25 protein-coding genes are annotated in these 24429 nt (G+C 42.8%); 23 read left to right on the forward strand and 2 right to left on the reverse strand.

Translation table 11 applies throughout. The annotated features are described in order from the left end of the window. Positions 1-3 precede the first annotated feature (3 nt). The 5 genes from rsfS to BM271_RS02880 all read left to right on the forward strand — a co-directional run bounded on the left by rsfS (position 4) and on the right by BM271_RS02880 (position 4524). Positions 4-339, forward strand: a complete 336-nt coding sequence (rsfS, locus tag BM271_RS02860; protein ID WP_046790130.1) for a ribosome silencing factor — start codon at positions 4-6, stop codon at positions 337-339. Then, a complete protein-coding gene (locus tag BM271_RS02865; RefSeq protein WP_234960414.1) occupies positions 320-1069 on the forward strand; it encodes a class I SAM-dependent DNA methyltransferase in 750 nt (249 codons plus the stop codon). Before rsfS ends, BM271_RS02865 begins: the two co-directional genes overlap by 20 nt. Positions 1070-1183: 114 nt before the next feature. Next, the gene (locus tag BM271_RS02870) at positions 1184-1801 is read left to right on the forward strand and encodes a helix-hairpin-helix domain-containing protein (protein ID WP_052749847.1); all 618 of its coding nucleotides are present in this window, start codon (positions 1184-1186) and stop codon (positions 1799-1801) included. An 18-nt stretch (positions 1802-1819) separates the two neighbouring features. After that, a complete protein-coding gene (locus tag BM271_RS02875; protein ID WP_046790132.1) occupies positions 1820-2284 on the forward strand; it encodes a ComE operon protein 2 in 465 nt (154 codons plus the stop codon). 176 nt (positions 2285-2460) lie between these two features. Then, positions 2461-4524 (forward strand): DNA internalization-related competence protein ComEC/Rec2, encoded by a 2064-nt coding sequence (locus BM271_RS02880; protein ID WP_234960377.1) that lies wholly within the window; start codon positions 2461-2463, stop codon positions 4522-4524. Positions 4525-4542: 18 nt separating this feature from the next. Here BM271_RS02880 and BM271_RS02885 read toward each other — a convergent pair whose 3' ends face one another. After that, positions 4543-4680, reverse strand: coding sequence for a YqzM family protein (locus BM271_RS02885; RefSeq protein ID WP_074924528.1), 138 nt, complete (start codon positions 4678-4680; stop codon positions 4543-4545). Positions 4681-4773: 93 nt separating this feature from the next. Between BM271_RS02885 and holA the strand changes: the two genes are divergently transcribed. Further along, complete coding sequence (holA, locus tag BM271_RS02890) at positions 4774-5736, forward strand: DNA polymerase III subunit delta (protein WP_052749848.1); 963 nt, start codon at positions 4774-4776, stop codon at positions 5734-5736. Between the two features lie 84 nt (positions 5737-5820). Here the strand turns inward: holA and rpsT are convergent, their stop codons facing one another. Beyond that, positions 5821-6066 carry a 30S ribosomal protein S20 gene (gene rpsT, locus BM271_RS02895; RefSeq protein ID WP_046790135.1) on the reverse strand — a complete coding sequence of 82 codons (246 nt, stop codon included), beginning with the start codon at positions 6064-6066 and terminating at the stop codon, positions 5821-5823. 161 nt (positions 6067-6227) lie between these two features. Here rpsT and lepA point away from each other — a divergent pair, with 161 nt between their 5' ends. From lepA to BM271_RS02980, 17 genes are all read left to right on the forward strand, one after another. After that, complete coding sequence (lepA, locus tag BM271_RS02900; RefSeq protein WP_046790136.1) at positions 6228-8051, forward strand: translation elongation factor 4; 1824 nt, start codon at positions 6228-6230, stop codon at positions 8049-8051. A gap of 45 nt (positions 8052-8096) precedes the next feature. Further along, positions 8097-9212: a radical SAM family heme chaperone HemW gene (hemW, locus tag BM271_RS02905; protein WP_046790137.1), complete on the forward strand. Its 1116-nt coding sequence runs from the start codon at positions 8097-8099 to the stop codon at positions 9210-9212. A 90-nt stretch (positions 9213-9302) separates the two neighbouring features. Continuing rightward, a complete protein-coding gene (hrcA, locus tag BM271_RS02910; protein WP_234960379.1) occupies positions 9303-10298 on the forward strand; it encodes a heat-inducible transcriptional repressor HrcA in 996 nt (331 codons plus the stop codon). Positions 10299-10303: 5 nt separating this feature from the next. After that, positions 10304-10888, forward strand: coding sequence for a nucleotide exchange factor GrpE (grpE, locus tag BM271_RS02915; RefSeq protein WP_046790139.1), 585 nt, complete (start codon positions 10304-10306; stop codon positions 10886-10888). A gap of 46 nt (positions 10889-10934) precedes the next feature. After that, positions 10935-12782 carry a molecular chaperone DnaK gene (gene dnaK, locus BM271_RS02920; protein WP_046790140.1) on the forward strand — a complete coding sequence of 616 codons (1848 nt, stop codon included), beginning with the start codon at positions 10935-10937 and terminating at the stop codon, positions 12780-12782. Between the two features lie 95 nt (positions 12783-12877). After that, positions 12878-14005, forward strand: coding sequence for a molecular chaperone DnaJ (gene dnaJ / locus BM271_RS02925; protein WP_046790141.1), 1128 nt, complete (start codon positions 12878-12880; stop codon positions 14003-14005). Between the two features lie 2 nt (positions 14006-14007). Continuing rightward, entirely contained in the window at positions 14008-14940 is a 933-nt protein-coding gene (gene prmA, locus BM271_RS02930) for a 50S ribosomal protein L11 methyltransferase (protein WP_046790142.1), read from the forward strand. Positions 14941-14944: 4 nt separating this feature from the next. Beyond that, positions 14945-15682, forward strand: coding sequence for an RsmE family RNA methyltransferase (locus BM271_RS02935; RefSeq protein WP_046790143.1), 738 nt, complete (start codon positions 14945-14947; stop codon positions 15680-15682). A gap of 71 nt (positions 15683-15753) precedes the next feature. Further along, positions 15754-17106 carry a tRNA (N(6)-L-threonylcarbamoyladenosine(37)-C(2))-methylthiotransferase MtaB gene (gene mtaB / locus BM271_RS02940; RefSeq protein ID WP_046790144.1) on the forward strand — a complete coding sequence of 451 codons (1353 nt, stop codon included), beginning with the start codon at positions 15754-15756 and terminating at the stop codon, positions 17104-17106. Positions 17107-17187: 81 nt separating this feature from the next. Further along, positions 17188-17853 (forward strand): deoxyribose-phosphate aldolase, encoded by a 666-nt coding sequence (gene deoC, locus BM271_RS02945; RefSeq protein WP_046790145.1) that lies wholly within the window; start codon positions 17188-17190, stop codon positions 17851-17853. Positions 17854-17958: 105 nt separating this feature from the next. After that, the gene (gene rpsU / locus BM271_RS02950; RefSeq protein ID WP_017548804.1) at positions 17959-18135 is read left to right on the forward strand and encodes a 30S ribosomal protein S21; all 177 of its coding nucleotides are present in this window, start codon (positions 17959-17961) and stop codon (positions 18133-18135) included. Positions 18136-18258: 123 nt separating this feature from the next. After that, complete coding sequence (locus tag BM271_RS02955; protein WP_052749849.1) at positions 18259-18954, forward strand: NfeD family protein; 696 nt, start codon at positions 18259-18261, stop codon at positions 18952-18954. A gap of 39 nt (positions 18955-18993) precedes the next feature. Next, positions 18994-19989 carry a flotillin-like protein FloA gene (gene floA / locus BM271_RS02960; RefSeq protein WP_046791477.1) on the forward strand — a complete coding sequence of 332 codons (996 nt, stop codon included), beginning with the start codon at positions 18994-18996 and terminating at the stop codon, positions 19987-19989. 11 nt (positions 19990-20000) lie between these two features. After that, a complete protein-coding gene (locus tag BM271_RS02965) occupies positions 20001-20756 on the forward strand; it encodes a hypothetical protein (protein WP_046790146.1) in 756 nt (251 codons plus the stop codon). Between the two features lie 103 nt (positions 20757-20859). Next, positions 20860-21630, forward strand: a complete 771-nt coding sequence (locus tag BM271_RS02970) for a DeoR/GlpR family DNA-binding transcription regulator (protein WP_046790147.1) — start codon at positions 20860-20862, stop codon at positions 21628-21630. Next, positions 21608-22522 (forward strand): 1-phosphofructokinase, encoded by a 915-nt coding sequence (gene pfkB, locus BM271_RS02975; protein ID WP_046790148.1) that lies wholly within the window; start codon positions 21608-21610, stop codon positions 22520-22522. Before BM271_RS02970 ends, pfkB begins: the two co-directional genes overlap by 23 nt. After that, a complete protein-coding gene (locus BM271_RS02980; RefSeq protein ID WP_046790149.1) occupies positions 22522-24402 on the forward strand; it encodes a PTS fructose transporter subunit IIABC in 1881 nt (626 codons plus the stop codon). The genes pfkB and BM271_RS02980 overlap by 1 nt, the downstream gene beginning before the upstream one ends. The last annotated feature ends 27 nt before the right edge of the window (positions 24403-24429 follow it).

The following is a 24429-nucleotide window of genomic DNA, read 5'->3' on the forward strand; positions in this document are numbered from 1 at the left end:
AGGATGAAAAGTGTACAACTTGTACAATTGATGATTGAAGCATGTGATGATAAACGTGCTGAAGATATAATGAAATTTGATGTGACTGGTTCAAGCAGTGTGACAGATTATTATATTATCTGCCATGGTACTTCGGACAGACAGGTCCAGGCAATCGCGGATGAAATTAAAGAAGTTGCAAAAGACAACGATATAGAGGCTGTTGTTGAAGGATACAGAGAGGCTAAATGGATTTTATGTGACGTGAATAATGTGGTCGTTCATGTGTTCCATAAACCTGAACGTGAATACTACAACCTTGAACGCCTGTTTAAAAATGGTGAACACGTTGAAGTCTGATACGGTCTACAGACAGTTCAGCATGTATTATGATGAACTGACATATGATATGCCGTACGACCTCTGGCTTGATATCATACACCAGTATAAAGATGGTCGTAAATCTGTACTTGATATCGGCTGCGGGACAGGCACCCTGACCCGGCTTCTTGATTTTGAAAGTGTGTCTGCATTTGATCAGTCTGAACTGATGGTCACTGAAGCAAAGAAAAAAGAAACAGGGAATATTGAATATTTCACTGATGATATGCGCTACTTTGAACTGGACAGAAAATTTGATGTCATCTGTGCAACCGTGGACGTAGTGAACTACTGTCAGGATCCAGATGAACTGATGCAGGTATTCGGTCAGGTCAAAAAACACCTCGATGAAGATGGTGTTTTCATTTTTGATATACACAGTGTGTTTAAAATGGAAAATGAACTGAATGATGTGACCTACAGTGATGAAACTGAGCATATCACATATATTTGGCATGCAATCGCTGGTGAAGTGCCATTGTCAGTCGTGCATGAAATGACATTTTTTGTCAATGAATCCGAAGACAGTGAATTGTACAGACGTTTCAGTGAAACACACAGGCAAAGAACTTATAAACACAAAGATATGTTGAAGATGATTGATGATGCCGGTTTGAAGATCGAACTTGCCTTCAGTGATTTTAATATGGAAAATGCAGTAACAGATGTCTGCGAGAGAATATTTTATGTTGTCAAAAAAGCTTTGTAATCAATAGGTTACAAAGTTTTTTTGAGTTTTTTTATTTATCTGACAAATAAAAAAATCAAAATGGCCATTTTTACCTATATATAGATAAAGAGTCTTTTTATAAGGAGGTATATTATGGACATTAAAGATTTTTGGAACCGCTATAATATTTATATCGCTGGAGGTCTGTTTTTAGTTGCCGTTGTCATTATTGCCGTGTTGATTTTCCCACGGGAGAGCAAAGTCGAGATGATTGAACCGTTCCCGTCGGAAAATTTTGAGGAAGAAAGCCAGGAAGAACCGGCAGCACAGGAAAATACTGAGATCTTTGTTGAAGTCAAAGGTGCCGTGAAATATCCAGGCGTCTTCGAAATGCCCAAAGATGCCCGAGTGAAAAATGTGCTTGAACTGGCACAGCCTGAACCGGCTGCCGATCTTTTAAGTGTGAATCAATCGATGAAGCTCATCGATGAAATGGTGATCTACATACCGAAGGATGGCGAAGTTACCGAATTCGATCCTGCAGACGGGTTCGGATCCGAAACGGAAGAAGAGGGCAGTACAGTCAATATCAATACAGGAGGTATTCCGGAACTTACGACTTTAAACGGTATTGGGGAGAAAAAAGCACAGCTTATCCTGGATTACCGTGAAGAAAACGGCTTATTCATGAAAAAGGAAGACATCATGAACATACCGGGTATCGGAGAAAAAACGTTTGAAAGTCTCGAACCGTATATTACAATAGATTAAAAGAGAAAGCGGGGGATAATTTTGAGAATCGATTGGCATGAGTATTTTTTAGCGCAGAGTCACCTTCTCAGTCTCAGATCGACATGTGAAAGATTAAAAGTTGGTGCGACGATCGTTAAGGATAACCGCGTCATCGCGGGTGGATATAATGGTTCTGTTTCCGGCGAAGATCACTGCATTGATGTCGGATGCCTTGTTGAAGACGGGCACTGCATACGCACAATTCATGCGGAAATCAATGCAGTGCTCCAGTGTTCGAAGTTTGGTGTATCCACAGAGGGAGCCAGCGTGTATGTCACTCACTTCCCGTGTGTACACTGTACAAAATCACTCATACAAGCAGGAATCAGCAACATATATTATGCGGAAGACTACAAAAACCATGAGTATGCCCTGTATCTGCTGGATAAAACAGGCGTTCATTACGAACGCATCGATTTTGATAATAAGCGGGTTGCTCATTATTTTGAGAACATCGTATGATCATATTTTTAATATTGTTATCCATAATGAATGGTTATATCAGTTTGGAATCCCCGTTATTGGGGATCTTTTTTATGGGAGTAAGCAGTATGATCACGTGGCGGAGATTTCGTTCAATAAAATTTCTTCTCAGTCTATTACTATTGACAGCCCTGGTAATCACGGCTGTTTTTTTATTGCCTGAAAACGTTGAAGAAAAGCAGTTGGATCATATTACAGTTACAGGATACAAATATTATAAAGACGGTATTGCACATACTGTGACCCATGAAGAGGGGGCATATGATATGTTTTTAAATGATTCTGTAAAAGTTCCGATTGGAAAAAAGTGCAGTGGATTTTTTGAGACCTCTGTTCCGGGGGAAGAACGGAATTTCATAAAGAATAATGAACGTCTGGCTTTGAGAATCAACGATATGGATGGACGGATATATCATGAGACGATCGATGCTGCATCATGCAAAGACACTTCCATCACTTTCGGTATGCGGATTTCCGACATGCGGGATAAATATATAAGCAAAATGCTTTCGAATTCAGAATTCGAATATGCATATGATATTCTGACTCTCTCCATCGGTAATAAATCCTATATTACTTCAGAGTTTTTTGATGCGTTGCAAAAGCTGGGTATATATCATCTATATGTCATTTCAGGTACGCATGTCGCTTTCCTCAGCGGAATATTATTCTTTGTCCTGCAAAGACTCAGAATCACGATCAATGTGATAAAAGTGATCATGATCATCTGCCTCCTGTTCTTTTTAACTTTAAACTTTTTCAGTCCGAGTGTATTGAGGGCGGTAATGATGGCAATACTTCTGATCATTACTTCTTTTTTCAGGGAAAAACCTTATCTGACAGTAATTTCGACTACTGCAATCATCCAGATATTATATAATCCCTGGGTGATGTATCATGCTGGATTTCAATTATCCTACATTACAACATACCTTATCATTCTGAGTCGGCCATACTGGCAGAAGACAGGGCCGTTCACCCAACTGATGGGGATAACCGCCATTGCGGAAGTTTCGACGCTTGCAGTCGTCCTACAGCAGTTCAATGTGGTCAGCTTAAGTGGTCTGATCATGAATTTTTTCTTTGTTCCCTTATTTTCATTCATCATCTTTCCGATGGTGATCATCTATAATTTCATGTCCTTTACCATCTTTCCAGTATTTGCCGACGAAATATACCACTCTGTATTTACAATGCTGAAGGACATGATCTTTTTTATAGCTGATCTGTTCAGACATCGTTTTTCTGTTAAAAGTCCAAACGCAGTCTGGCTGATCATACTGATCACTCTGTCATATATGATTATGAAGGAAATCTGTCTTTTGAATCTGAAAAGGATCGGAGTATATTCTGTACTTTTTATTTTCAGCATCATATTTATTAACAGACTTTCCTGGTATGATTACACTGTGACAATGGTCGATGTGGGTCAGGGTGATTCATTCATAGTCGAAGATCATAAAAATAATGCAACAGTGCTGATCGATACAGGCGGGAAGTTCTATCCGGAGGAAAGTCAGTATCCACTGTCTGAAAAAACAGTCCTGCCATATTTGAAAGAATCCGGCATCGACCGCCTCGATATGATGGTGTTGTCGCACATGGATCTGGATCATACAGGGGAAGCCGCCCATATTTTACAGAAAAAGCAGGTGGATTACGTTTATCTGAACCCCGGCGATCCTGCTTTCAAAGATTGGTATATGTCAGAAGATGTTGTAAACTATGAAGGGCAGTTCATCAATGCAATGGATACTAAAGTAATGAATATAGGCGGCATTGAAATTACGAAGCTGTTTCCGATGGAGGAAGTGGAAAGTGAAGATTCCAATCAGCATTCTCTGGTCATGAAGGTGAACACAGGCGAATTCAGTTTTCTTTTTACTGGGGATACTGATATAGAAATGGAAAATCGTCTGATGGAAACTTATGGGCGATTGGAGGCAGATGTATTAAAATTGGCACATCACGGTTCGAATACTTCAACGGGAGGGGCATTTATTGAAAATACGAAGTTCCGCTATGCACTCGTATCTGCAGGAGTGGATAACAGCTATGGACATCCTCACCCTGAAGTGATTGACCGGCTGGGGCCTGTGCAGGTCTTTGATACTTCAAGACATGGAATGGTGCGTTTTAATATAAGAGGCGGAAAAATGTGTGTCGAAGCGAAGCTTGCACCGGAGCTCTCTCACTGCATAAAAAAAGAGCTGAATTAACAGCTCTTTCTGGAAGACTTACAGGTCTGCAACGATCTGGAAGATCTGTGCAATGACGTAGATTACAGTAAGTCCGAGGAAACCTACAACAAAGGCCAGACCGGAATCAATGACATCGTTGTTTTTGGATTGTACATGTTTTTCGAATTTATTCATGAGATAACCTCCTAAACATATCAGTTACAGTATAGGATAAATTGATGGAAAAAGCTATAATAGAATTAGAAATAATATAGGAGTGACTTAATTTTGGAACGATTGCAGCTGATATATGGTTCAAATACCATGCGCATAACAGAGATGGCAAAAGAGCTTGCAGGTTCATTCCTGGAATCACCGGATGAGTTCAGCCTGGTTACTCTGAATTACAAAGAAACATCAATTGAAGCGATAATAGAAGAAGCACAGACGCTGCCGTTCCTGTCCGACCAAAAAGCCGTCGTTGTGAATGACGCATTTTCCTTTACCGGAGCCAAAGTGAAATCTGAAGTGAATCATGATATCGACCGTCTCGTAGATTATCTGACGAACAAAAATGATGATACACTGCTGATCTTCAAAGTATTTAATGAGCAGCTTGATAACCGTAAGAAGATCACTAAAATAATGAAACAAAAGGGTAAAGTGACGGAAGTGGCTGAAATGGATGAGCAGGAAGTCCGTCAATATCTTTCAAGTATTCTTGCAGAGAATGAAGTGGCGATGGATAAGAGTGCGATGGATATATTCATCAATCGGACCGGCATCAATTATGAGACGGTGACCAATGAAATGAATAAATTGATTCTGTACGCAGAAAACACGATTACCGCTGAGGATGTAGAAGCCGTAGTCAGCGTCAGTCTGGAACAGAATATTTTCAAATTGACAGACCTCATCCTTTCAAGAAAGAAGGCGCAGGCAGTCAGATTGCTCAGGGAGCTGATACTGCAAAAAGAAGAGCCGATGCAGCTGCTCCATCTGATTATCGGACAGTTCAGGCTGCTGTATCAGGTGAAACTTTTACTTTCTCAAGGGTATCAGGCGGATAATATAGCAAAATCTCTTAAAGTGCATCCATACCGGGTAAAACTTGCGAGCCGTGATGTGGGGAAATACAGTCAGGAAGTTCTGGAGAACAAAATGGTGATGTGCAGAGATATAGATTACAAATTCAAATCCAGTTACCTGGACAGGGAAACACTGTTCGAGCTCTTCGTCCTGGAGATTTAAAAACCCGGTGCCAAAAAATTAATGGCACCGGGTTTATTCTGTATAAGTATCGGCAAAATAAAAAAACCTCCGCTATGGAAGGTTTTATTTAGACATGAGTCTGGATTTCATACGTGCAGCTTTGTTCGTATGAACAAGGTTTTTCTTTGCTGCTTTATCAACATGTTTAACTGCTTCAGACACAAGAGCGTCAACGTTTTCTGCATTGTTTTCTTTAGCAGTCATTGCGCGCTTTACTGCAGTACGCATTTCATTCTTTTGGGCAATGTTCTGAGCATGTGCCGCTTCACTTGTTTTTACTCGCTTGATTGCTGATTTAATATTAGGCATAGCATTCACCTCCGTCTCGGACTTGTACAACTTTAATTGCAACAAAAGTTATTTTACCAAAAGTAGCAGGCATATGCAATATAAATGGGGAAATGAATTGAAGAAAAATTTGATTGTTGTTATAATACAAGCATTGTCATTAAGAGAAAGTTGGAAGATATATGAATGATCAAGAGCGTATTGAACGACAGAAAAAGATAAGGAATTTTTCAATCATTGCGCATATCGACCACGGTAAATCCACTCTGGCCGACCGTATTCTGGAAAATACGCAGTCGGTTGCGACGAGAGAGATGAAAGCTCAGCTTTTGGACTCCATGGATTTAGAGCGTGAGCGCGGTATCACAATTAAACTGAATGCCGTTCAGTTGAAGTACACAGCAAAGAATGGCGAAGATTATATTTTTCATCTGATAGATACTCCGGGACACGTCGATTTTACATATGAAGTTTCCCGATCACTCGCTGCGTGTGAAGGGGCCATACTGGTAGTGGATGCTGCTCAGGGAATTGAAGCCCAGACGCTTGCGAACGTTTATCTTGCACTGGATAATGATCTGGAACTCATACCGGTGATCAATAAGATCGACCTGCCGGCAGCTGATCCTGACCGTATTGCCCAGGAAGTTGAGGACGTAGTCGGTCTCCCCAAGGAAGATGCAATCAAAGCATCAGCCAAAGCGAATATCGGTATCGAAGAGATACTGGAGAGTGTCGTTGAGACAGTGCCGCCTCCCGAGGGCGACCCGGCTGCTCCGCTCAAAGCGTTGATCTTCGACTCTGTCTTCGATCCTTACAGAGGGGTGATCTCTTCCATAAGAATTGTTGAAGGAACAGTCAGAGCAGGCGACAGGATCAAGATGATGGCAACAGGCAAGGAATTCGAGGTTGCCGAAGTCGGCATCAATACACCGAAACCGATGGCTGCAAAGGAATTGACAGTGGGTGATGTAGGCTTCCTTACAGCAGCAATCAAAAATGTAGGGGATTCCAGCGTCGGCGACACGATCACACTTGCCGATAATCCCGCCCAAACACCGCTCCAGGGATACAAGAAAATGAATCCGATGGTATTCTGTGGTATGTATCCTATAGACTCCAATAGATACAATGATCTGCGTGAGGCATTGGAAAAACTGGAACTGAACGATTCCTCCCTCGAATATGAAGCTGAAACTTCCCAGGCGCTGGGCTTTGGTTTCCGTACAGGATTCCTTGGGCTGCTTCATATGGAAATTGTACAGGAGCGCATCGAAAGGGAGTTTGGAATCGAGCTGATTGCAACAGCACCTTCGGTTATATATGATGTGCATCTGACGGACGGATCCAAAGTTGTAGTCGACAACCCGTCCCAGATGCCGGATCCGCAGAAAGTGGACCGCATAGAAGAACCTTATGTCAAATCGACAATCATGGTTCCGAATGATTATGTCGGAGCAGTCATGGAACTGTGTCAGAGAAAACGCGGCAATTTCATCACTATGGATTACCTGGATGACATCCGGGTCAATATTATCTATGAAATTCCTCTCTCTGAAATTGTGTTTGATTTCTTCGACCAGCTGAAATCCCAGACGAAAGGGTATGCATCCTTCGATTACGAACTGATCGGCTATAAGGAAAGTAATCTCGTCAAGATGGATATCCTGTTGAACAATGAGAAAGTGGATGCACTGAGCTTTATCGTACACCGTGACTTCTCATACGAACGCGGTAAGCTCATCGTGGAAAAACTCAAGAAACTGATTCCACGCCAGCAATTCGAAGTTCCCATCCAGGCTGCTGTCGGACAGAAAATCATTTCCCGTACGAACATCAAGTCCATGGGTAAAAATGTTCTTTCCAAATGTTACGGCGGGGACATCAGCCGGAAGCGCAAGCTGCTTGAGAAGCAAAAAGAAGGTAAGAAAAAAATGAAGTCAGTCGGTAATGTGGAGATTCCACAGGAAGCATTCCTGGCCGTCTTGAAAATGGATGAAGAGTAACAGCCACTGGTTCAGTGGCTTTTCCTTTTGACTGGAGTGAAGTTGATGGCTGAAAGCATGTATATCCATATCCCGTTCTGCAATCGAATCTGTACCTATTGTGATTTCAACAAAGTGCTGATCGATAATCAGCCGGTGGATGCTTATGTGGATGCATTGATAAAAGAATTGAAACAGATAGACCCTCAGACTCTGCGGACAATTTTTGTCGGCGGAGGCACACCGACGGCGCTCGATGAAGCGCAGCTCGAGAAACTTCTCATTGAAATCAATAACAGGTTTACAGTGACCGAAGAATTCAGTTTCGAGGCAAATCCGGACGAGCTCACCATGGCAAAACTCGATCTGCTTCACAAATACGGGGTGAACAGGATCAGTCTCGGCGTACAGACTTTCAATAATGAACTTCTGCGAGTACTCGGCCGGTCTCACAACTATGATGACATATTCCGGGCGATCAACCATCTCGAAGAAATCGGTCTGACCAATTATTCCATCGATTTGATGTACAACCTCCCGGGTGAAACGATGGCGGATATCGAAGACAGTCTGAAATATATATCAGAACTGAAACCTAAACATATATCATGGTATTCTCTCATCATTGAACCACATACTGTCTTTTATAACCGGATCAGAAAAGGACAGATGAAAGTGGATGATGATGAAGCTGAAGGTGAGAAGTACATGCACATCATCAAAGCACTGGATGGACTTGGCTATCCCCAATACGAAATATCCAACTTCTCCGCGCCCGAATATGAATCAGAACACAATAAGACATATTGGAAGAATGATGAATACTTTGGTGTCGGAGCGGGAAGCCATGGGTATATCGGCGGCAGGAGATACTTTAACATCAAGCCGGTCAATCATTATATCCAATCGATGGAGCAGGAGGGAACTGTCGTCAAAGAAACGCTTGAGCTGAAATTGAAGGAGCAGATGGAAGAGGAAATGTTCCTCCGACTCCGGATGAACCGCGGTGTGGATATTCGCAGATTTGAGGAGAAATACGGAAGAAGCATTGATTCCGTCTATGGAAAAACGATTGAAGATGAAATATCCAAAGGCAATCTTGAAAGAAGCGGCGGCCATATTTATCTGACAGAGGCCGGAAGGCTTGTGGGCAACAGCGTTTTCATCGGTTTTTTAAACTAATTCAATAATAAAAATCTTATGGATTGACATACTTTGACCAATTTGATAAATTAATATTGGCACTTAAGGATATGGAGTGCTAATGAGGTGATGTCAATGTTAACAGGCAGACAGAAAACCATCCTTTATTCAATTGTAGATGATTTTTTGAATGTGACGATGCCGATTAGCTCTAAACACCTGATTGACAAGTATAACCTTGACATTTCATCTGCAACTGTAAGGAACGAAATGGCGAAGCTGGAAGCGTATGGTTTTTTAACCAAACCCCATACTTCTGCCGGCCGCATACCTTCGAGGAAAGCATTGAGGCATTATATTGAAATGCTGACTGATCAATTGAGTGACGAGTATGATGCAAAGGACTCGAAACTCAAATCCCGTGTTGCTGATGAAATGAAACACAATGAAATGAGTCAGGCGCTTGCTGATTTTTTCAGCGGTATGACAAGTTACCTGACCCAGGTTTCTATGTCTGAGGAAGATGAACTGGTGAAAGGACTCTACCTGACACCAATAACAACTTCTACTTTACTTGTCATTATCGTCCTTGAATCGGGAGCCATTAAAAAGATTCCGATCAGAATGAGTGAGGATATCACCATTACGGACCTTGAAAAACTGGGTAATGAATTGAATTCGGCCGTTGTCAATCAGCCACTCAGTAAATTGACGGTTAAGATGAGTGACATGACGTCAATTGACCGGATCAATATTCTGAAGGCGGGTATCATCGATGGTATTACAGACGGAATCAATGGACAGAAGCTGATCAGCGGCCGTTCGGGCTTCAATCATTTGATTCATCAGATAAACAAAGACACAAGCACCCTGCAGTTTCTATATAATGATATGGAATCAGATCAGTTGAATAAACTCATTGATCTGAATACAATTGACGGTGTTGATGTGTACTTTGGCGATGAACTTAACAGGAATTATGATTCTATATCGGTAATTACCACGAACTTTGACATTTTTGGTCGAAGGGCAAATCTGATGGTTATCGGTCCCGAAATAATGAGTTACAAAGAAGTCATCAGACTGTTGTACTCATTCAGGAACCAGGAACGTGAAAGGGAGTGACTGCAGTGGCAGAAAAAGAAAAGAATGAAGAAGTAATCCAGGATGAAAAATTTTCTTCTGATGAAGAGGTGCCTGGCGGCATGGCTGAGACAGAGGAAGCAGTTGAAGCAACAGAGGAGGATACTCCGGAAGCTGATCCTAAAGATGAAGAAATCGAATCTCTTAAAAAACAGTTGGATGCAGAAGAAAATAAGTACTTGAAACTGCTCGCCGAATTCGAAAATTACAAGCGCCGTACAAAACAGGAAATCGACCTGAACAACAAGTATAAAGATCAGAATATCGCAGAGAGTCTGCTGCCGATAATTGACAACCTTGAAAGAGCGCTTAAAATCGAAGGTGAAACAGAAGCTTTCAACTCTCTGTCGAAAGGTGTGGAGATGGTCTATAATGACATGGTCAACACACTGATGAACCATGATATCCATGAAATCAAATCGACAGGCGAAGTTTTCGACCCCAACTATCACCAGGCTGTAATGACGGAACCCACCGACGGTGAACCGGGAATCATCATTGAAGAGTTCCAAAAAGGGTATACACTGAAAGATCGGGTTATCCGTGCAAGCATGGTTAAAGTGAGTGAATAATTTTAATTCATATAATTAATTGAACTAGTAATAGGAGGAATTTTTTATGAGTAAAGTAATAGGTATTGACCTCGGTACTACAAACTCAGTTGTATCTATTCTGGAAGGTGGGGAACCGAAGGTTATCCAAAATCCTGAAGGTAACCGTACGACGCCTTCTGTAGTATCCTTTAAAAATGGTGAAAAACAAGTCGGCGAAGTAGCTAAACGTCAGGCAATCACGAACCCTAACACAATCATGTCCATCAAAAGACATATGGGTACTGACTATAAAGAAGAAATCGAAGGCAAGGAATATACACCGCAGGAAATCTCTGCAATGATTCTCCAGAACTTGAAAGAAACTGCTGAAAGCTATCTTGGGGAAAAAGTCTCCAAGGCAGTTGTTACCGTCCCTGCCTATTTCAATGACTCTGAAAGACAGGCCACTAAAGACGCAGGGCGCATTGCAGGACTTGAAGTGGAACGCATCATCAACGAACCGACTGCAGCAGCACTTGCATATGGTCTTGATAACAAAGAATCAGAAGAAAAAGTACTCGTATTCGACCTCGGTGGCGGTACATTCGACGTATCCATCCTTGAACTCGGCGACGGCGTATTCGAAGTGCTTTCTACAGCAGGTGACAACAGGCTCGGCGGCGATGACTTTGATGATGTTATCATCGATTTCCTTGTTGAAACGTTCCAGAAAGAGAACGGCATCGACCTTTCCAAAGATAAAATGGCAATGCAGCGTTTGAAAGATGCAGCTGAAAAAGCGAAGAAAGATCTCTCAGGCGTGACAACAACTCAAATTTCACTGCCATTCATCTCAGCAGGCGAGGCAGGCCCTCTGCACCTTGAAACGACACTTTCACGTGCGAAATTCGAAGAGCTCACTCATAAACTTGTAGAACGCACTATGGGACCTACACGCCAGGCAATCAAAGATGCCGGCATTGACAGAAATGAAATCGACGAAGTGATTCTTGTCGGCGGTTCTACACGTATCCCGGCGGTACAGGAAGCAATCAAGAAAGAAGTGGGCAAAGACCCTAACAAGAGTGTGAATCCGGATGAAGTTGTGGCAATGGGTGCTGCAATCCAGGGCGGTGTGCTTTCCGGTGATGTTCAGGACGTAGTCCTTCTTGATGTAACGCCACTTTCACTTGGCATTGAAACTATGGGCGGTGTTTCCACGGTACTCATCGAAAGAAACACGACAATCCCTACAAGCAAATCGCAAGTATTCTCCACAGCCTCTGACAATCAGCCTGCAGTTGATATTCATGTACTTCAGGGTGAACGTCCGATGGCCCAGGATAACAAAACTCTCGGTCGTTTCCAGCTTACGGATATTCCACCGGCGCCAAGAGGTGTACCTCAGATTGAAGTGACATTTGATATTGATAAAAACGGTATCGTAAATGTTACTGCAAAAGATCAGGGTACAGGCAAAGAGCAGAAGATCACGATTGAATCCAGCTCAAACCTTTCCGATGACGACATCGACAGAATGGTGAAAGAAGCGGAAGAGAATGCTGAAGCGGATAAAACACGCCGTGAAGAAGTCGATCTCCGCAACGAAGCTGAACAGCTTGCATTCACTACAGATAAGACAATCGAAGACCTTGGAGACAAAGTAGAAGCTGAAGAAAAAGAAAAAGCTGAAGCTGCAAAAGAAGAACTCAACAAAGCACTCGAAGGATCTGACCTGGAAGAAATCAAATCCAAAAAAGAAGCGCTTGAAGAAATCGTACAAGGCATGTCCATGAAACTTTATGAACAGATGGCACAGGAACAGCAGGCGTCTGAAGGTGCTGAAGGCACAGAGTCGGGCACACAGTCAGAAGATGATGTTGTAGATGCAGATTTCAAAGAAGTGGACGAAGACGAAAAAGATAATAAATAATATATGATATTGAATGATGATTGAAGAAAGTCAAAGCCAACAGCATTGGCTTTGACTTTTTTAAATGATATAGTAAATAAGTTGGAGGCGATCAAATGGCGAAAAGAGACTATTATGATGTACTTGGAGTGGATAAGAATGCCTCTAAAGATGAGATTAAAAAAGCATATCGGAAACTCTCCAAAAAATATCATCCGGATATAAATAAAGAAGATGGCGCAGACCAGAAGTTTAAAGAAGTGTCTGAAGCCTATGAAGCATTGAGTGATGACAATAAGCGCGCGCAATATGACCGTTTTGGACACGAAGGCATGAATCAGCAGTTCGGCGGTGGAGGCGGTGGATTCTCCGGTTCCGGCGGCTTTGGCGGTTTTGAAGATATATTCAGTTCTTTCTTCGGAGGCGGCGGGAGAATGGACCCGAATGCACCAAGAAAAGGTGACGATCTTCAATATACGATGACAGTTACTTTTGATGAAGCGGTATTCGGTGTAACGAAAACAATCACAATCAAAAAAGAAGTCACCTGTGAAACCTGTGATGGGAATGGTGCAAAACCGGGCACATCCAAAACAACATGTAAAATGTGTTCAGGTGCAGGCCGTGTAGCTGTGGAGCAGAACACACCATTCGGCAGAATCCAGACGGAACGCACTTGTCCGACATGTAACGGTACCGGTGAAGAAATCGAAGACCCATGTGACAATTGTAAAGGTGCAGGTACTGTAACCAAAGATGTCAAAATCGAAGTGACAGTGCCAGAAGGTGTGGATAATGGCCAGCAGATCCGTCTGCAGGGCAAAGGTGAGCCTGGCGTAAACGGCGGGCCGGCCGGAGACCTGTATATCGTGTTTCGTGTTAAGCCGGATACAAGATTTACACGTGACGGAGATGATATTCATTATGAACTGCCAATTTCATTTGCACAGGCAGCACTCGGCGATGAAATAAAAGTGCCGACAATCCATGCTGAAGTGGTCCTTACGATCCCATCCGGCACACAGTCCGGGAAACGTTTCCGCTTGAAGGAAAAAGGCGTTAAAAATGTTCACGGGTATGGCTACGGTGACCAGTTTGTTACAATCAAAGTCGTAACGCCTACCAAGCTCTCAGATAAGGAAGTGGATATTTTCAGACAACTGGCAGAGCACGGTGGAGAAGAAATCAATGAACAGAATGAAAATTTCTTCGATAAAACAAGACGCTTTTTTAAGGGTGACTAATTATGAAATGGCATGAAGTTTCAATTAGCACGGCCAAAAATAACGAAGATGCTTTTTCTTCATTCCTGAATGAAATTTCCAAAGGGATATCAGTTGAACATTCCCTGGAGTTATTAAAAGAGAATGTAGAGGATTTCGATGACAAATACCGCCTTGATCCATCATTGCTGCCGGAACGTGATATCCGTATCCTTGTTTATTTCGATGAGACGGAAGACATTGAAGAGAAGATGGCACGCATTGATTCTTTCATAACCGGTTCTGAATTGGACCGTAAAGAGGACATCCTGGTTGAAAGAAAAATGATTGACGAAGAGGACTGGGAAAATGAGTGGAAGAAATATTTTCACAGCTTCAGAGTCTCAGAAAACTTTGTCATCGTCCCCTCCTGGGAAATTGAGGATTATGAATTCAAAAAGGATGACAAACTGATAAAACTGGACCCCGGCATGGCGTTCGGTACAGGGGACCATCCGACAACGAGCATGTGTCTGAAGTTTATCGAACGTATTGTTGAGCCAAAACACAAAATCATTGATGTGGGGACAGGTTCAGGCATTTTGACAATCGGTGCCCATCTAATGGGTGCAAGAAATCTGAAAGCCACGGATATAGATGAGTTATCTTTAAAAGTTGCCAGGGAAAACTTTGAATTGAATGAATGTGCATCTGATGTGTCAGTTGAAACAGGGGACCTCCTCACTACTGAAGACGATCAGTATGATATAGTGATTGCGAATATTCTGGCCCACATTATTGACCGAATGATTGATGATGCTTTCGAGACGTTGAAATTTGGCGGAGTCTTCATTGCTTCCGGTATTATTACTAAACGCCGTGATGATATTATCAAGCATATGGAAAAAACAGGATTCGACATTGTCGAAGTGCTTGAAGATAACGGCTGGGTAAGTATCATGGCTAAAAAGGCGTGATGATATGCAAAGGTATTTTACTGAAGAACGACTTATTGCAGGTGAAGTATACGCCTCAGAATCGGATACACATCACATGAAGAATGTCATGCGGTTCCGTGAGGGACAGGCATTTCATATGGTGGACAGTACGCGCACAGCATTTCTTTGTGAAGTAGTGGATGTCGATGATTCGGTTCATTTCAAAGTGATGTCGAAAATAGATGAATCTCCGGAACTCCCTGTGGAAACAACTATTTTCTGCCCGTTGCTGAAGGGTGAGAAATTTGAATGGATGATTCAAAAATCAACGGAGCTCGGTGCATTCGATTTTAATATTTTTGATGCTGAGCGAAGTGTGGTCAAACTCGATGAGAAAAAACGGTTAAAGCGTCTGACACGCTATGAAAAAGTGATTAAAGAAGCGGGAGAGCAAAGCCGCCGTAATCAAATCCCGGAAATTCATTTTACAGGCACTTTAAAAGATCTGGATTTCGATGCATTCGATGCTGTGCTTTTTGCATATGAGGGCAACGTCAATAACCCCGCAAAAAGCATGAACCAGGTACTGGAATCATTAAAACCTGATAGCAGAATCGCTTTTGTATTCGGCCCGGAAGGCGGCTTCAGTGATGATGAAGCCGCTCTGATGGAACAATATCATTCGGTCCGCCTGGGCGCACGTATTCTTCGTGCTGAAACTGCGCCGTTATATGCATTGTCAGCGATAAGCTATAAATTTGAACAGCCCGCATCTCATTGAAGAATGATGCGGGCTGTGCTATTATGTTCAGAAGATGAAATCATCAAATACATTAGGAAAGATCTGATTATATGAATGAAAAAACGATCGCATTTCACACTCTCGGGTGTAAAGTGAATCATTATGAAACAGAAGCAATGTGGCAGGTTTTCAAGGATGATGGATACAGCCGTGTTGATTTTGATCAGAATGCGGATGTTTTTGTGATCAATACATGTACAGTGACCAACACAGGGGATAAAAAAAGCAGACAGGTCATAAGGCGCGCAATCAGAAAGAATCCGGATGCAGTTGTCTGTGTAACCGGCTGTTATGCACAGACTGCGCCGAAAGATATTATGGATATACCGGGTGTCGATATCATAATTGGTACCGAAGATCGTGATAAACTCCTCGGCTATGTAGATCAATATCATAAAGAAAGACAACCGATCAATGGTGTCAAAAACATCATGAAGAAGCGTACATACGAAGAGATGGATGTGCCTTATTTCACAGATCGCACGCGAGCAACGCTTAAAATCCAGGAAGGGTGTAATAACTTCTGTACATTCTGTATCATTCCATGGGCACGCGGTCTGATGCGCTCCCGTGATCCTGAGAAAGTTGTTGAGCAGGCTGCTCAGCTGGTGGATCAGGGATATAAGGAAATTGTCCTGACTGGCATCCATACCGGCGGCTATGGTGAAGATCTCAAGGATTACAATCTTGCGCAGCTGCTCCGTGATCTTGAAGAAGTCGATGGTCTGAACCGTCTCAGAATCTCAAGTATAGAAGCAAGCCAGCTGACGGATGAAGTCATTGATGTCATCAATGACTCAAACAAAATTGTGCGCCATCTTCATATTCCAATCCAATCGGGCAGTGATACGGTATTAAAACGCATGCGCAGAAAATATACGATGGAATTTTTCGAATCCCGCATCATCAAACTTAAGAAAATCATGCCGAATGTAGCGATTACAAGTGATGTGATTGTAGGATTCCCGGGTGAAACAGAAGAAGAATTCATGGAAACATATGACTTTATCAACAAACATCATTTCTCAGAATTGCATGTATTCCCTTATTCCATCCGTACAGGCACGCCGGCAGCAAGAATGACGGATCAGGTTGATGAAACGGTCAAAAGTGAACGTGTACACCGTCTGATTGAGCTGTCAGACTCACTCGCTCAGGAATATGCGAATTTATTCAAAGATGATGTCCTCGAAATTATTCCGGAAGAAGAAAAAGACGGTAAACTCATTGGCCATTCCGACAACTACCTGAAAGTGGAAGTTGAAGGAGACGCCTCACTGACAGGTGAGCTTGTAAAAGTCAAAATAACAGAGCCGGGTTACCCGGTGAGTAAAGGTGAAGTTGTCAAAGTGCTTGAAAAACCGATGGTTAAAGCATACGCCTATCTCGAACGTACAATCTGATGAACGTGGAGCCATTTTACTGTATAATTTTATGAGAAAGCCTTGTGAAGGCTTCAGTTATGAAATCGGAGGAAAACAGATATGGAACTATCCAAATATATCGATCACACACTATTAAAGCCGGAAACGACTCAGGACCAGATTTTCGAGCTTTGCAAAGAAGCGATGGAGCATGATTTCTGCAGTGTCTGCATCAGTCCTGCCTGGGTATCGACGGCTAAGGAGATTCTAAAGGACAGTGACGTTAAAGTATGTACAGTCATCGGCTTCCCGAGCGGTGCCGTAACATCGGAAGTAAAAGCATTTGAGACGATGAATGCTATACAGAACGGTGCTGACGAAGTGGATATGGTCATCAATATCGGTGCACTTAAATCAGGCAATGAAGATTACGTATTCAATGATATCAAAGCTGTATGCGATGCTGCGGGGCAGGAGGTTCTTGTCAAAGTAATCATTGAAACTGCACTGCTTGACAGCGATGAAATCGTCAAAGCATGTGAGATCAGTAAAAAGTGCGGGGCTGATTTTGTCAAGACATCCACCGGTTTCAACGGCGGTGGTGCCACAGTTGAAGATGTGACTCTCATGAGACTTACTGTCGGTGAAGAAATGGGTGTCAAAGCAAGCGGTGGAGTAAGGTCATTTGAGGATGCGAAAATGATGATTGAAAGTGGAGCCACCCGTATTGGAGCATCCAGCGGAATCGCCATAGTACAAGGCGGAGTAAGTGAGAGCGACTATTAATTTTCGGTTGACCAGTTTTTGTCATTGTATTATAATGTGTGAGTACATAGTATAATACTGTGTAAACCAGATAGGCTTTTTGTTTATTCGGAGGGAGGGAAAACCATGTCTAAAACAGTTGTTAAAAAGAACGAACCAATTGAAGACGCGTTGCGCCGTTTCAAGCGTACAGTTTCAAAAAGCGGTACAATCCAGGAAGCTCGTAAAAGAGAATTTTACGAAAAACCAAGTGTAAAACGCAAAAAGAAATCTGAAGCTGCCCGTAAGCGCAAATTCAAGTAATCCGGCTCCCTCGGATAAATCATTATACAGAAGACAACATAATATATTATGTTGTCTTTTTTTTTGTAATATTTTAATTAATCGCGTTATTGATGTATAATGAAAGTAATGGAGGGGATTCTAATGGCGGTTATTCCAACATTCATACATACATTTCAATTCGGAAGTATTCTCGCTGATTTCAGAGATGTAGTAACCATGCCATGGGTTGCCTTTATTTTACTAGCAATTTTCTTCCTGGGCCTCATCTACCAGTTGTTTTCGGAGCATGTCAGCAGTATTGGGTTATTGTCAATTCTGTCAATCATCGTCTTCTACTCTGGCCACCTGCTGATCAGTGACTACAGCGGAATTTCACTTGTACTGTTTATCATCGGAACCATCTTCATCATTGTGGAATTTTTTATCATCGGTGCAATTTTGGGTATCATTGGCAGCATCATGCTCCTCATCAGTATTCTGCTGGTGGGGAATAATGTGGCTCTTTTCAGTCTTTTTCTACTGGCCATCATTATATTAGCAATCATAGAGTGGGTGATATTAGTGAAATTTAAAAAGAGGAAAATTCCATTTCTCAACAAGTTTATACTTACTGACGCAACGGATGCTGAATCAGGATATACTTCATTCGATGATCGTTCCTACCTTGTCGGTGAACAGGCTGAGACAGCAACGGCTCTGAGACCGTCCGGTATTATTCGTTACGGTGATGAGCGTATTGATGCTGTGGCAGAAGGTGCATTCATTGAAAGCGGCAATATTGTGAAGATCATACATGTAGAAGGCACCCGAGTAGTTGTACGTCCGCTGGAAGATTAAAACCAAATCAAAGGAGAGTTAAGCATGAACTTGTTCTTTATCACAGGATCCGGGCTGATGATTATATTCTTGGTGATCATTGCCTTTATCGTTATTTCTTTCTTCCTGTCTTTTGTACCGATAGGCTTGTGGATTTCAGCCATCGCTGCAGGAGTTAACGTTGGAATCTTCTCCCTTGTCGGGATGAGATTGAGACGTGTTAAACCAAAGCGTGTTATTGAACCAATGATCAAAGCCCACAAAGCGGGACTTAAAGTAACTACTAACCAGCTTGAGTCACACTTCCTCGCCGGTGGTAACGTTGACCGTGTCGTCGATGCACTGATTGCTGCTCAGCGTGCAAATATCAACCTTACATTTGAAAGATGTGCGGCAATTGACCTTGCCGGCCGTGACGTGCTTGAGGCCGTACAGATGAGTGTTAATCCGAAAGTCATTGAAACACCATTTATCAACGGTGTTGCTATGGACGGTATCGAAGTCAAGGCAAAATCGCGTATTACAGTACGTGCAAACATTGAAAGACTAGTCGGTGGTGCGGGTGAAGATACAATCGTTGCCCGTGTCGGTGAAGGTATCGTTTCAACAATCGGTTCTTCTGAAAAGCATACTAAGGTTTTGGAAAACCCGGACAGCATTTCTCAGACTGTACTGTCCAAAGGTCTGGATTCGGGTACGGCATTCGAAATTCTTTCCATCGATATCGCAGATGTGGATATCGGTAAGAACATCGGTGCCGATCTTCAGACTGAACAGGCTGTTGCAGATAAGAATATTGCACAGGCTAAAGCTGAAGAACGCCGTGCGATGGCTGTAGCGCAGGAGCAGGAAATGAAAGCCCGCGTACAGGAAATGAGAGCAAAAGTTGTGGAAGCTGAATCCAAAGTACCTCTTGCATTCGCACATGCGCTTGAAAACGGAAATATTGGAGTGTCAGACTACTACAACCTGAAAAACGTCGAGGCAGATACCAGTATGAGAGATTCAATCAATAAGATGACAGATCCAACTCGTTATAATGATGAAGACGAATAGGTCGTGATATTATGGAATTACTGCCTCTTCTTATCTTTTTGGGCGGCATAGTCTATTCATTGATTGCCAGTCAGAAAGATAAAGGGAAAAAGGAAAAGAGGGATATAGATCCCGGTAAGCTGGGTAATCCTTCCAAAACGAACAGACGGCAGCCTGGAAGTAACAAACAGGATTCCTCAAAAGGATTTTTTGAACAGATGAAGAACGAAATTGAGCGTTCATTTGGTGCTCCTGATGATAGCTCCGATGAGCAGCGCAGACAGCAAACGCCTGCATCCCGGAAAACGGAAAATTCAGGCCAGAGACCGGAAAGATCGAGCCAGCAGCGTCCTCAGTATCAGAGGGCTGAAAGGACGAGTTCATCAAGACCTGCGACAAACCGTTCATTTGGAAGATCTTTTGAGGAAAAAGCCGGAGAGTCCAAAATCGGAAGGAAGGTTATGGACTATTACGAGGACAAAGTTCCCATAGATCGTTCCAAGCATAGGGAACGGGCGCAAAAAGCGAAAGACTCCGTCTTTACAGAAGGATTCAACCGTTCTGAAGCTGAAAAACGTGTGGGAAGAATTGGCCGTGAATCAGCCGAACTGGCAAGATATTCACAGGACGATGATGATCTATCCCAATCCTCTGGAAAATCACCTGAAGTACAAAAAGAAAAACATGCACCCGCACTCGATAAAGGAGATTTTTCATTCGATCGTAAAGCAGTCCTTAACGGAATAATATTTTCTGAAATCCTTGGTAAACCCAGATCTAAAAGATGATGTCAGCATATGCTGACATCATCTTTTTGTCTTTTATGATTGATAATGATTATATATGATTGACTTTGATTGAATTGGGTGTTACCTTAATAGTGGTGATGAGATGATAACTAATCAGAGATATGAAAAAATCATGAATTACTTGAATGAAAATGGAAGCGGCTCTGTAAATGATCTCGTGGATATTACAAACAGCAGCACTGCAACTGTCCGCAGGGATCTGACTCATCTTGAATCGAAGGGGTTTCTGAAAAGATTCCATGGAGGCGCCACTGTGGATCAGATGGAACAGGAAGAAGATTACAGTGAAAAGTCTGTTAAAAATCTTTCCAAAAAGCTTAAAATCGCTCAAAAAGCTGCAGAATTGATTGAAGACGGTGATACCATATTCATCGATGCGGGCACTACCACATACGAAATGATGCCTTTTATAAAAGCTTCAAATATCACGGTAGTGACAAACAGCATCACATTGATTGACCAGCTTGTCAGAAACGGCCATAACACCCATGTATTAGGCGGAAAAGTAAAACCATCGACGAAAGCGGTAGTAGGTCATGATGTGATTGAAAAACTTAAAACACTTTCTTTTGATAAGTGTTTTGTCGGTGTGAATGCTATTGATATCCACCATGGATACACCACGCCTGATGAAGATGAGGCATATATAAAGCGGACAGCTGTAGAACAGGCGAGAAGAGCTTTTGTTCTGGCGGACAGTTCAAAATTCGAAAGAAGTGCCTTTGTTAAATTTGCGGGAGTGGAAGAGGCAGTAATCATTACTGAAAACGAAAATCATCCTTTTCTTGAAAAGATTGATGACAGAACGACTATCATAGGAGGTGGCGTCAGTGATCTATACAGTGACATTTAATCCATCGGTCGATTATGTATTAAGGCTTGGAGAAATAGAAGTTGGCGGTCTTAATCGTACAGATGATACAGAAAAATATGCCGGCGGAAAGGGTATCAACGTCTCAAGAGTATTAAAACAGCTTGCATCTGATTCAACGGCACTGGGATTCTGTGGCGGTTTTACGGGTGAATTTATAAAGGATTCTTTAAACTCCCAGGGAATATCCCATCAATTTATCGAGATTGAAGAAGATACTAGAATTAACATAAAACTTAAAACCGCATCCGAAACCGAAATCAATGCAGGTGGACCGAAGATAACAGAAACAGATATCGAATCATTAAAAAAGCAATTACTCATACTTAAAAATGATGACCATGTCGTATTTGCAGGAAGTGTGCCGAAAGGGCATGATCGCCTGTATGAGGAACTGACTCAAATTTTATATGAAAAGGGTGTCTCTTTCACCATCGATGCTGAAGGTGAAAAACTTACTTCCACACTACAGTATCAGCCTTATCTCATAAAGCCGAACCTTTTTGAACTTGAGGGAATCACAGGGAGGAAGCTAAGCGGCGATAAAGAAATTGCAGAGGCTGCAAATGAACTGCTTAAACGCGGTGCGGGAAACGTACTGGTCACTCTTGGAGGCGATGGCGCTTTATTCATAAATCAGGACCATCAGTTCCGGATTCCTTCTCCTGAGGGTGAACTCAGGAATTCTGTCGGCGCAGGAGACTCCACCGTTGCAGGTTTCATCAGCAAACGTGGTGAATCTATTGAAGAACAGGTGCGTTATGCTGTTGCATGCGGAAGCGCAACAGCATTCAGTGATGACCTCGCGTTGAGAAAAGAGATTGAAGCTCTGGTTCCGCAAATAGAAATTAATCCGATTGAAAGGGTGAAATGATGAGAATAACAGAACTATTGACAACCGGCACTATTAATATGGACGTCAGTTCGACGGATAAAAATTCTGTAATCAGAGAGCTTACCGAAGGTCTCTTTAAGGCAGCCAGAATTACAGATATGGATAAATTCGAAGCAGCAATCCACAAGAGGGAGTCACAGAGCACTACAGGAGTAGGGGATGGTATTGCTATACCCCATGCACAGACAGCAGAAGTCAGGGAGCCGGCCATTATGTTTGGCAGGAGTGAATCCGGTATCGATTATGATTCGATGGATGGTCAACCAGCATATTTATTCTTCATGATTGCAGCGCCTGAGGGACAGGCAACAACACATCTTGATGCTTTGGCGAAACTTTCCACCATCCTGATGAACGGGGAGGCAAGGGAAAAGCTGATGGCTGCAAAAACTGAAGAGGAAGTAATTCAGACAATCGATTTCTACGATGAATCTGAACCGACGGAAGAGGAAACAGCCACAGAAGCCTCTGATAAACCATTCATTGTCGCCGTAACTGCGTGTCCGACAGGGATTGCCCACACTTATATGGCAGCGGATGCGATTAAGAAAAAAGCCGGTGAACTTGGCTACGATATAAAAGTGGAAACGAACGGTTCTGCCGGTGTAAAAAATGCTCTGACATCAGAGGACATTGAGCGGGCGGCCGGAGTCATCGTCGCTGCAGATACCAATGTCGAGATGGCACGTTTTGATGGTAAGAATGTTGTGGAAGCTCCGGTGGCGGACGGCATTAAACGTCCTGAAGAATTGATCAGTCAGTCAATCGACAACGACAGACCCGCTTATTCAGCCGGCAGTAAAAAGCAGAAAAATGACAGTCAGGAAGGCGCTTCAAAAGGGAAGTCATCCATCTACAAACATTTGATGAGCGGTGTATCCAACATGCTGCCGTTCGTAGTAGCGGGTGGTATTCTGATTGCCATCAGCTTTATGTTTGGTATACATTCTGCTAATCCTGAACATGCAGAATATAATCCGCTCGCAGAAATGATCAACTTCATCGGTTCCAATGCCTTTGAACTTATGATTCCTATACTTGCAGGTTTCATTGCGATGAGCATTGCAGACAGACCGGGTCTCGCTCCCGGTATGGTCGGCGGTCTCATGGCCGCAGCAATGGGTTCAGGATTCCTTGGCGGTCTGATTGCAGGATTCCTCGCTGGTTATCTGATGGTCGGTATTAAAAAAGTGCTTGAAAGCCTGCCGCAGGTGCTGGAAGGATTGAAACCGGTACTTCTTTATCCATTGATCGGTGTGTTCCTGACAGGATTGATCATGTACTACATTGTTGATCCGCCGGCAACGGCCTTGAACGAATGGATGAACACGACACTGGGCAATATGAGCGGTGGAAACATCGTGCTGCTCGGAGCTATTGTCGGCGGAATGATGGCAGTAGACATGGGCGGACCTGTCAACAAGGCCGCTTACGCATTTGGGATTGCAGCATTGTCCGCAGGAAACCCGGAACCTATAACTGCTGCTATGATCGGTGGTATGGTGCCCCCGCTTGCAATTGCATTTGCAACAATGGTATTCAGAAACAGATTTACTAAAGTGGAAAGATCTTCTGGTCCGACAAATCTCATCATGGGTGCATCGTTCATTACAGAAGGTGCGATACCATTTGCTGCCGCCGATCCGGTCAGAGTCATTCCATCCATGATTATAGGTTCTGCTACAGCGGGTGCCTTGGCAATGGCATTTGCAACATCCATCAATGCACCTCATGGTGGTCTATTCGTAGCGCTTACAATCGGTGAAGGGAAAATGATGTTCCTTGTCGCATTGCTTATCGGCGCAATATTGTCAGGCATCATTCTTGGCCTGCTTAAAAAGCCCGTGGAAAATAATTAAAAATTAAAACTGGGAGGCGGTTGATAT

It is taken from the genome of Salinicoccus halodurans, from assembly GCF_900114445.1.
GTDB classification, from domain to species: Bacteria; Bacillota; Bacilli; order Staphylococcales; family Salinicoccaceae; genus Salinicoccus; species Salinicoccus halodurans.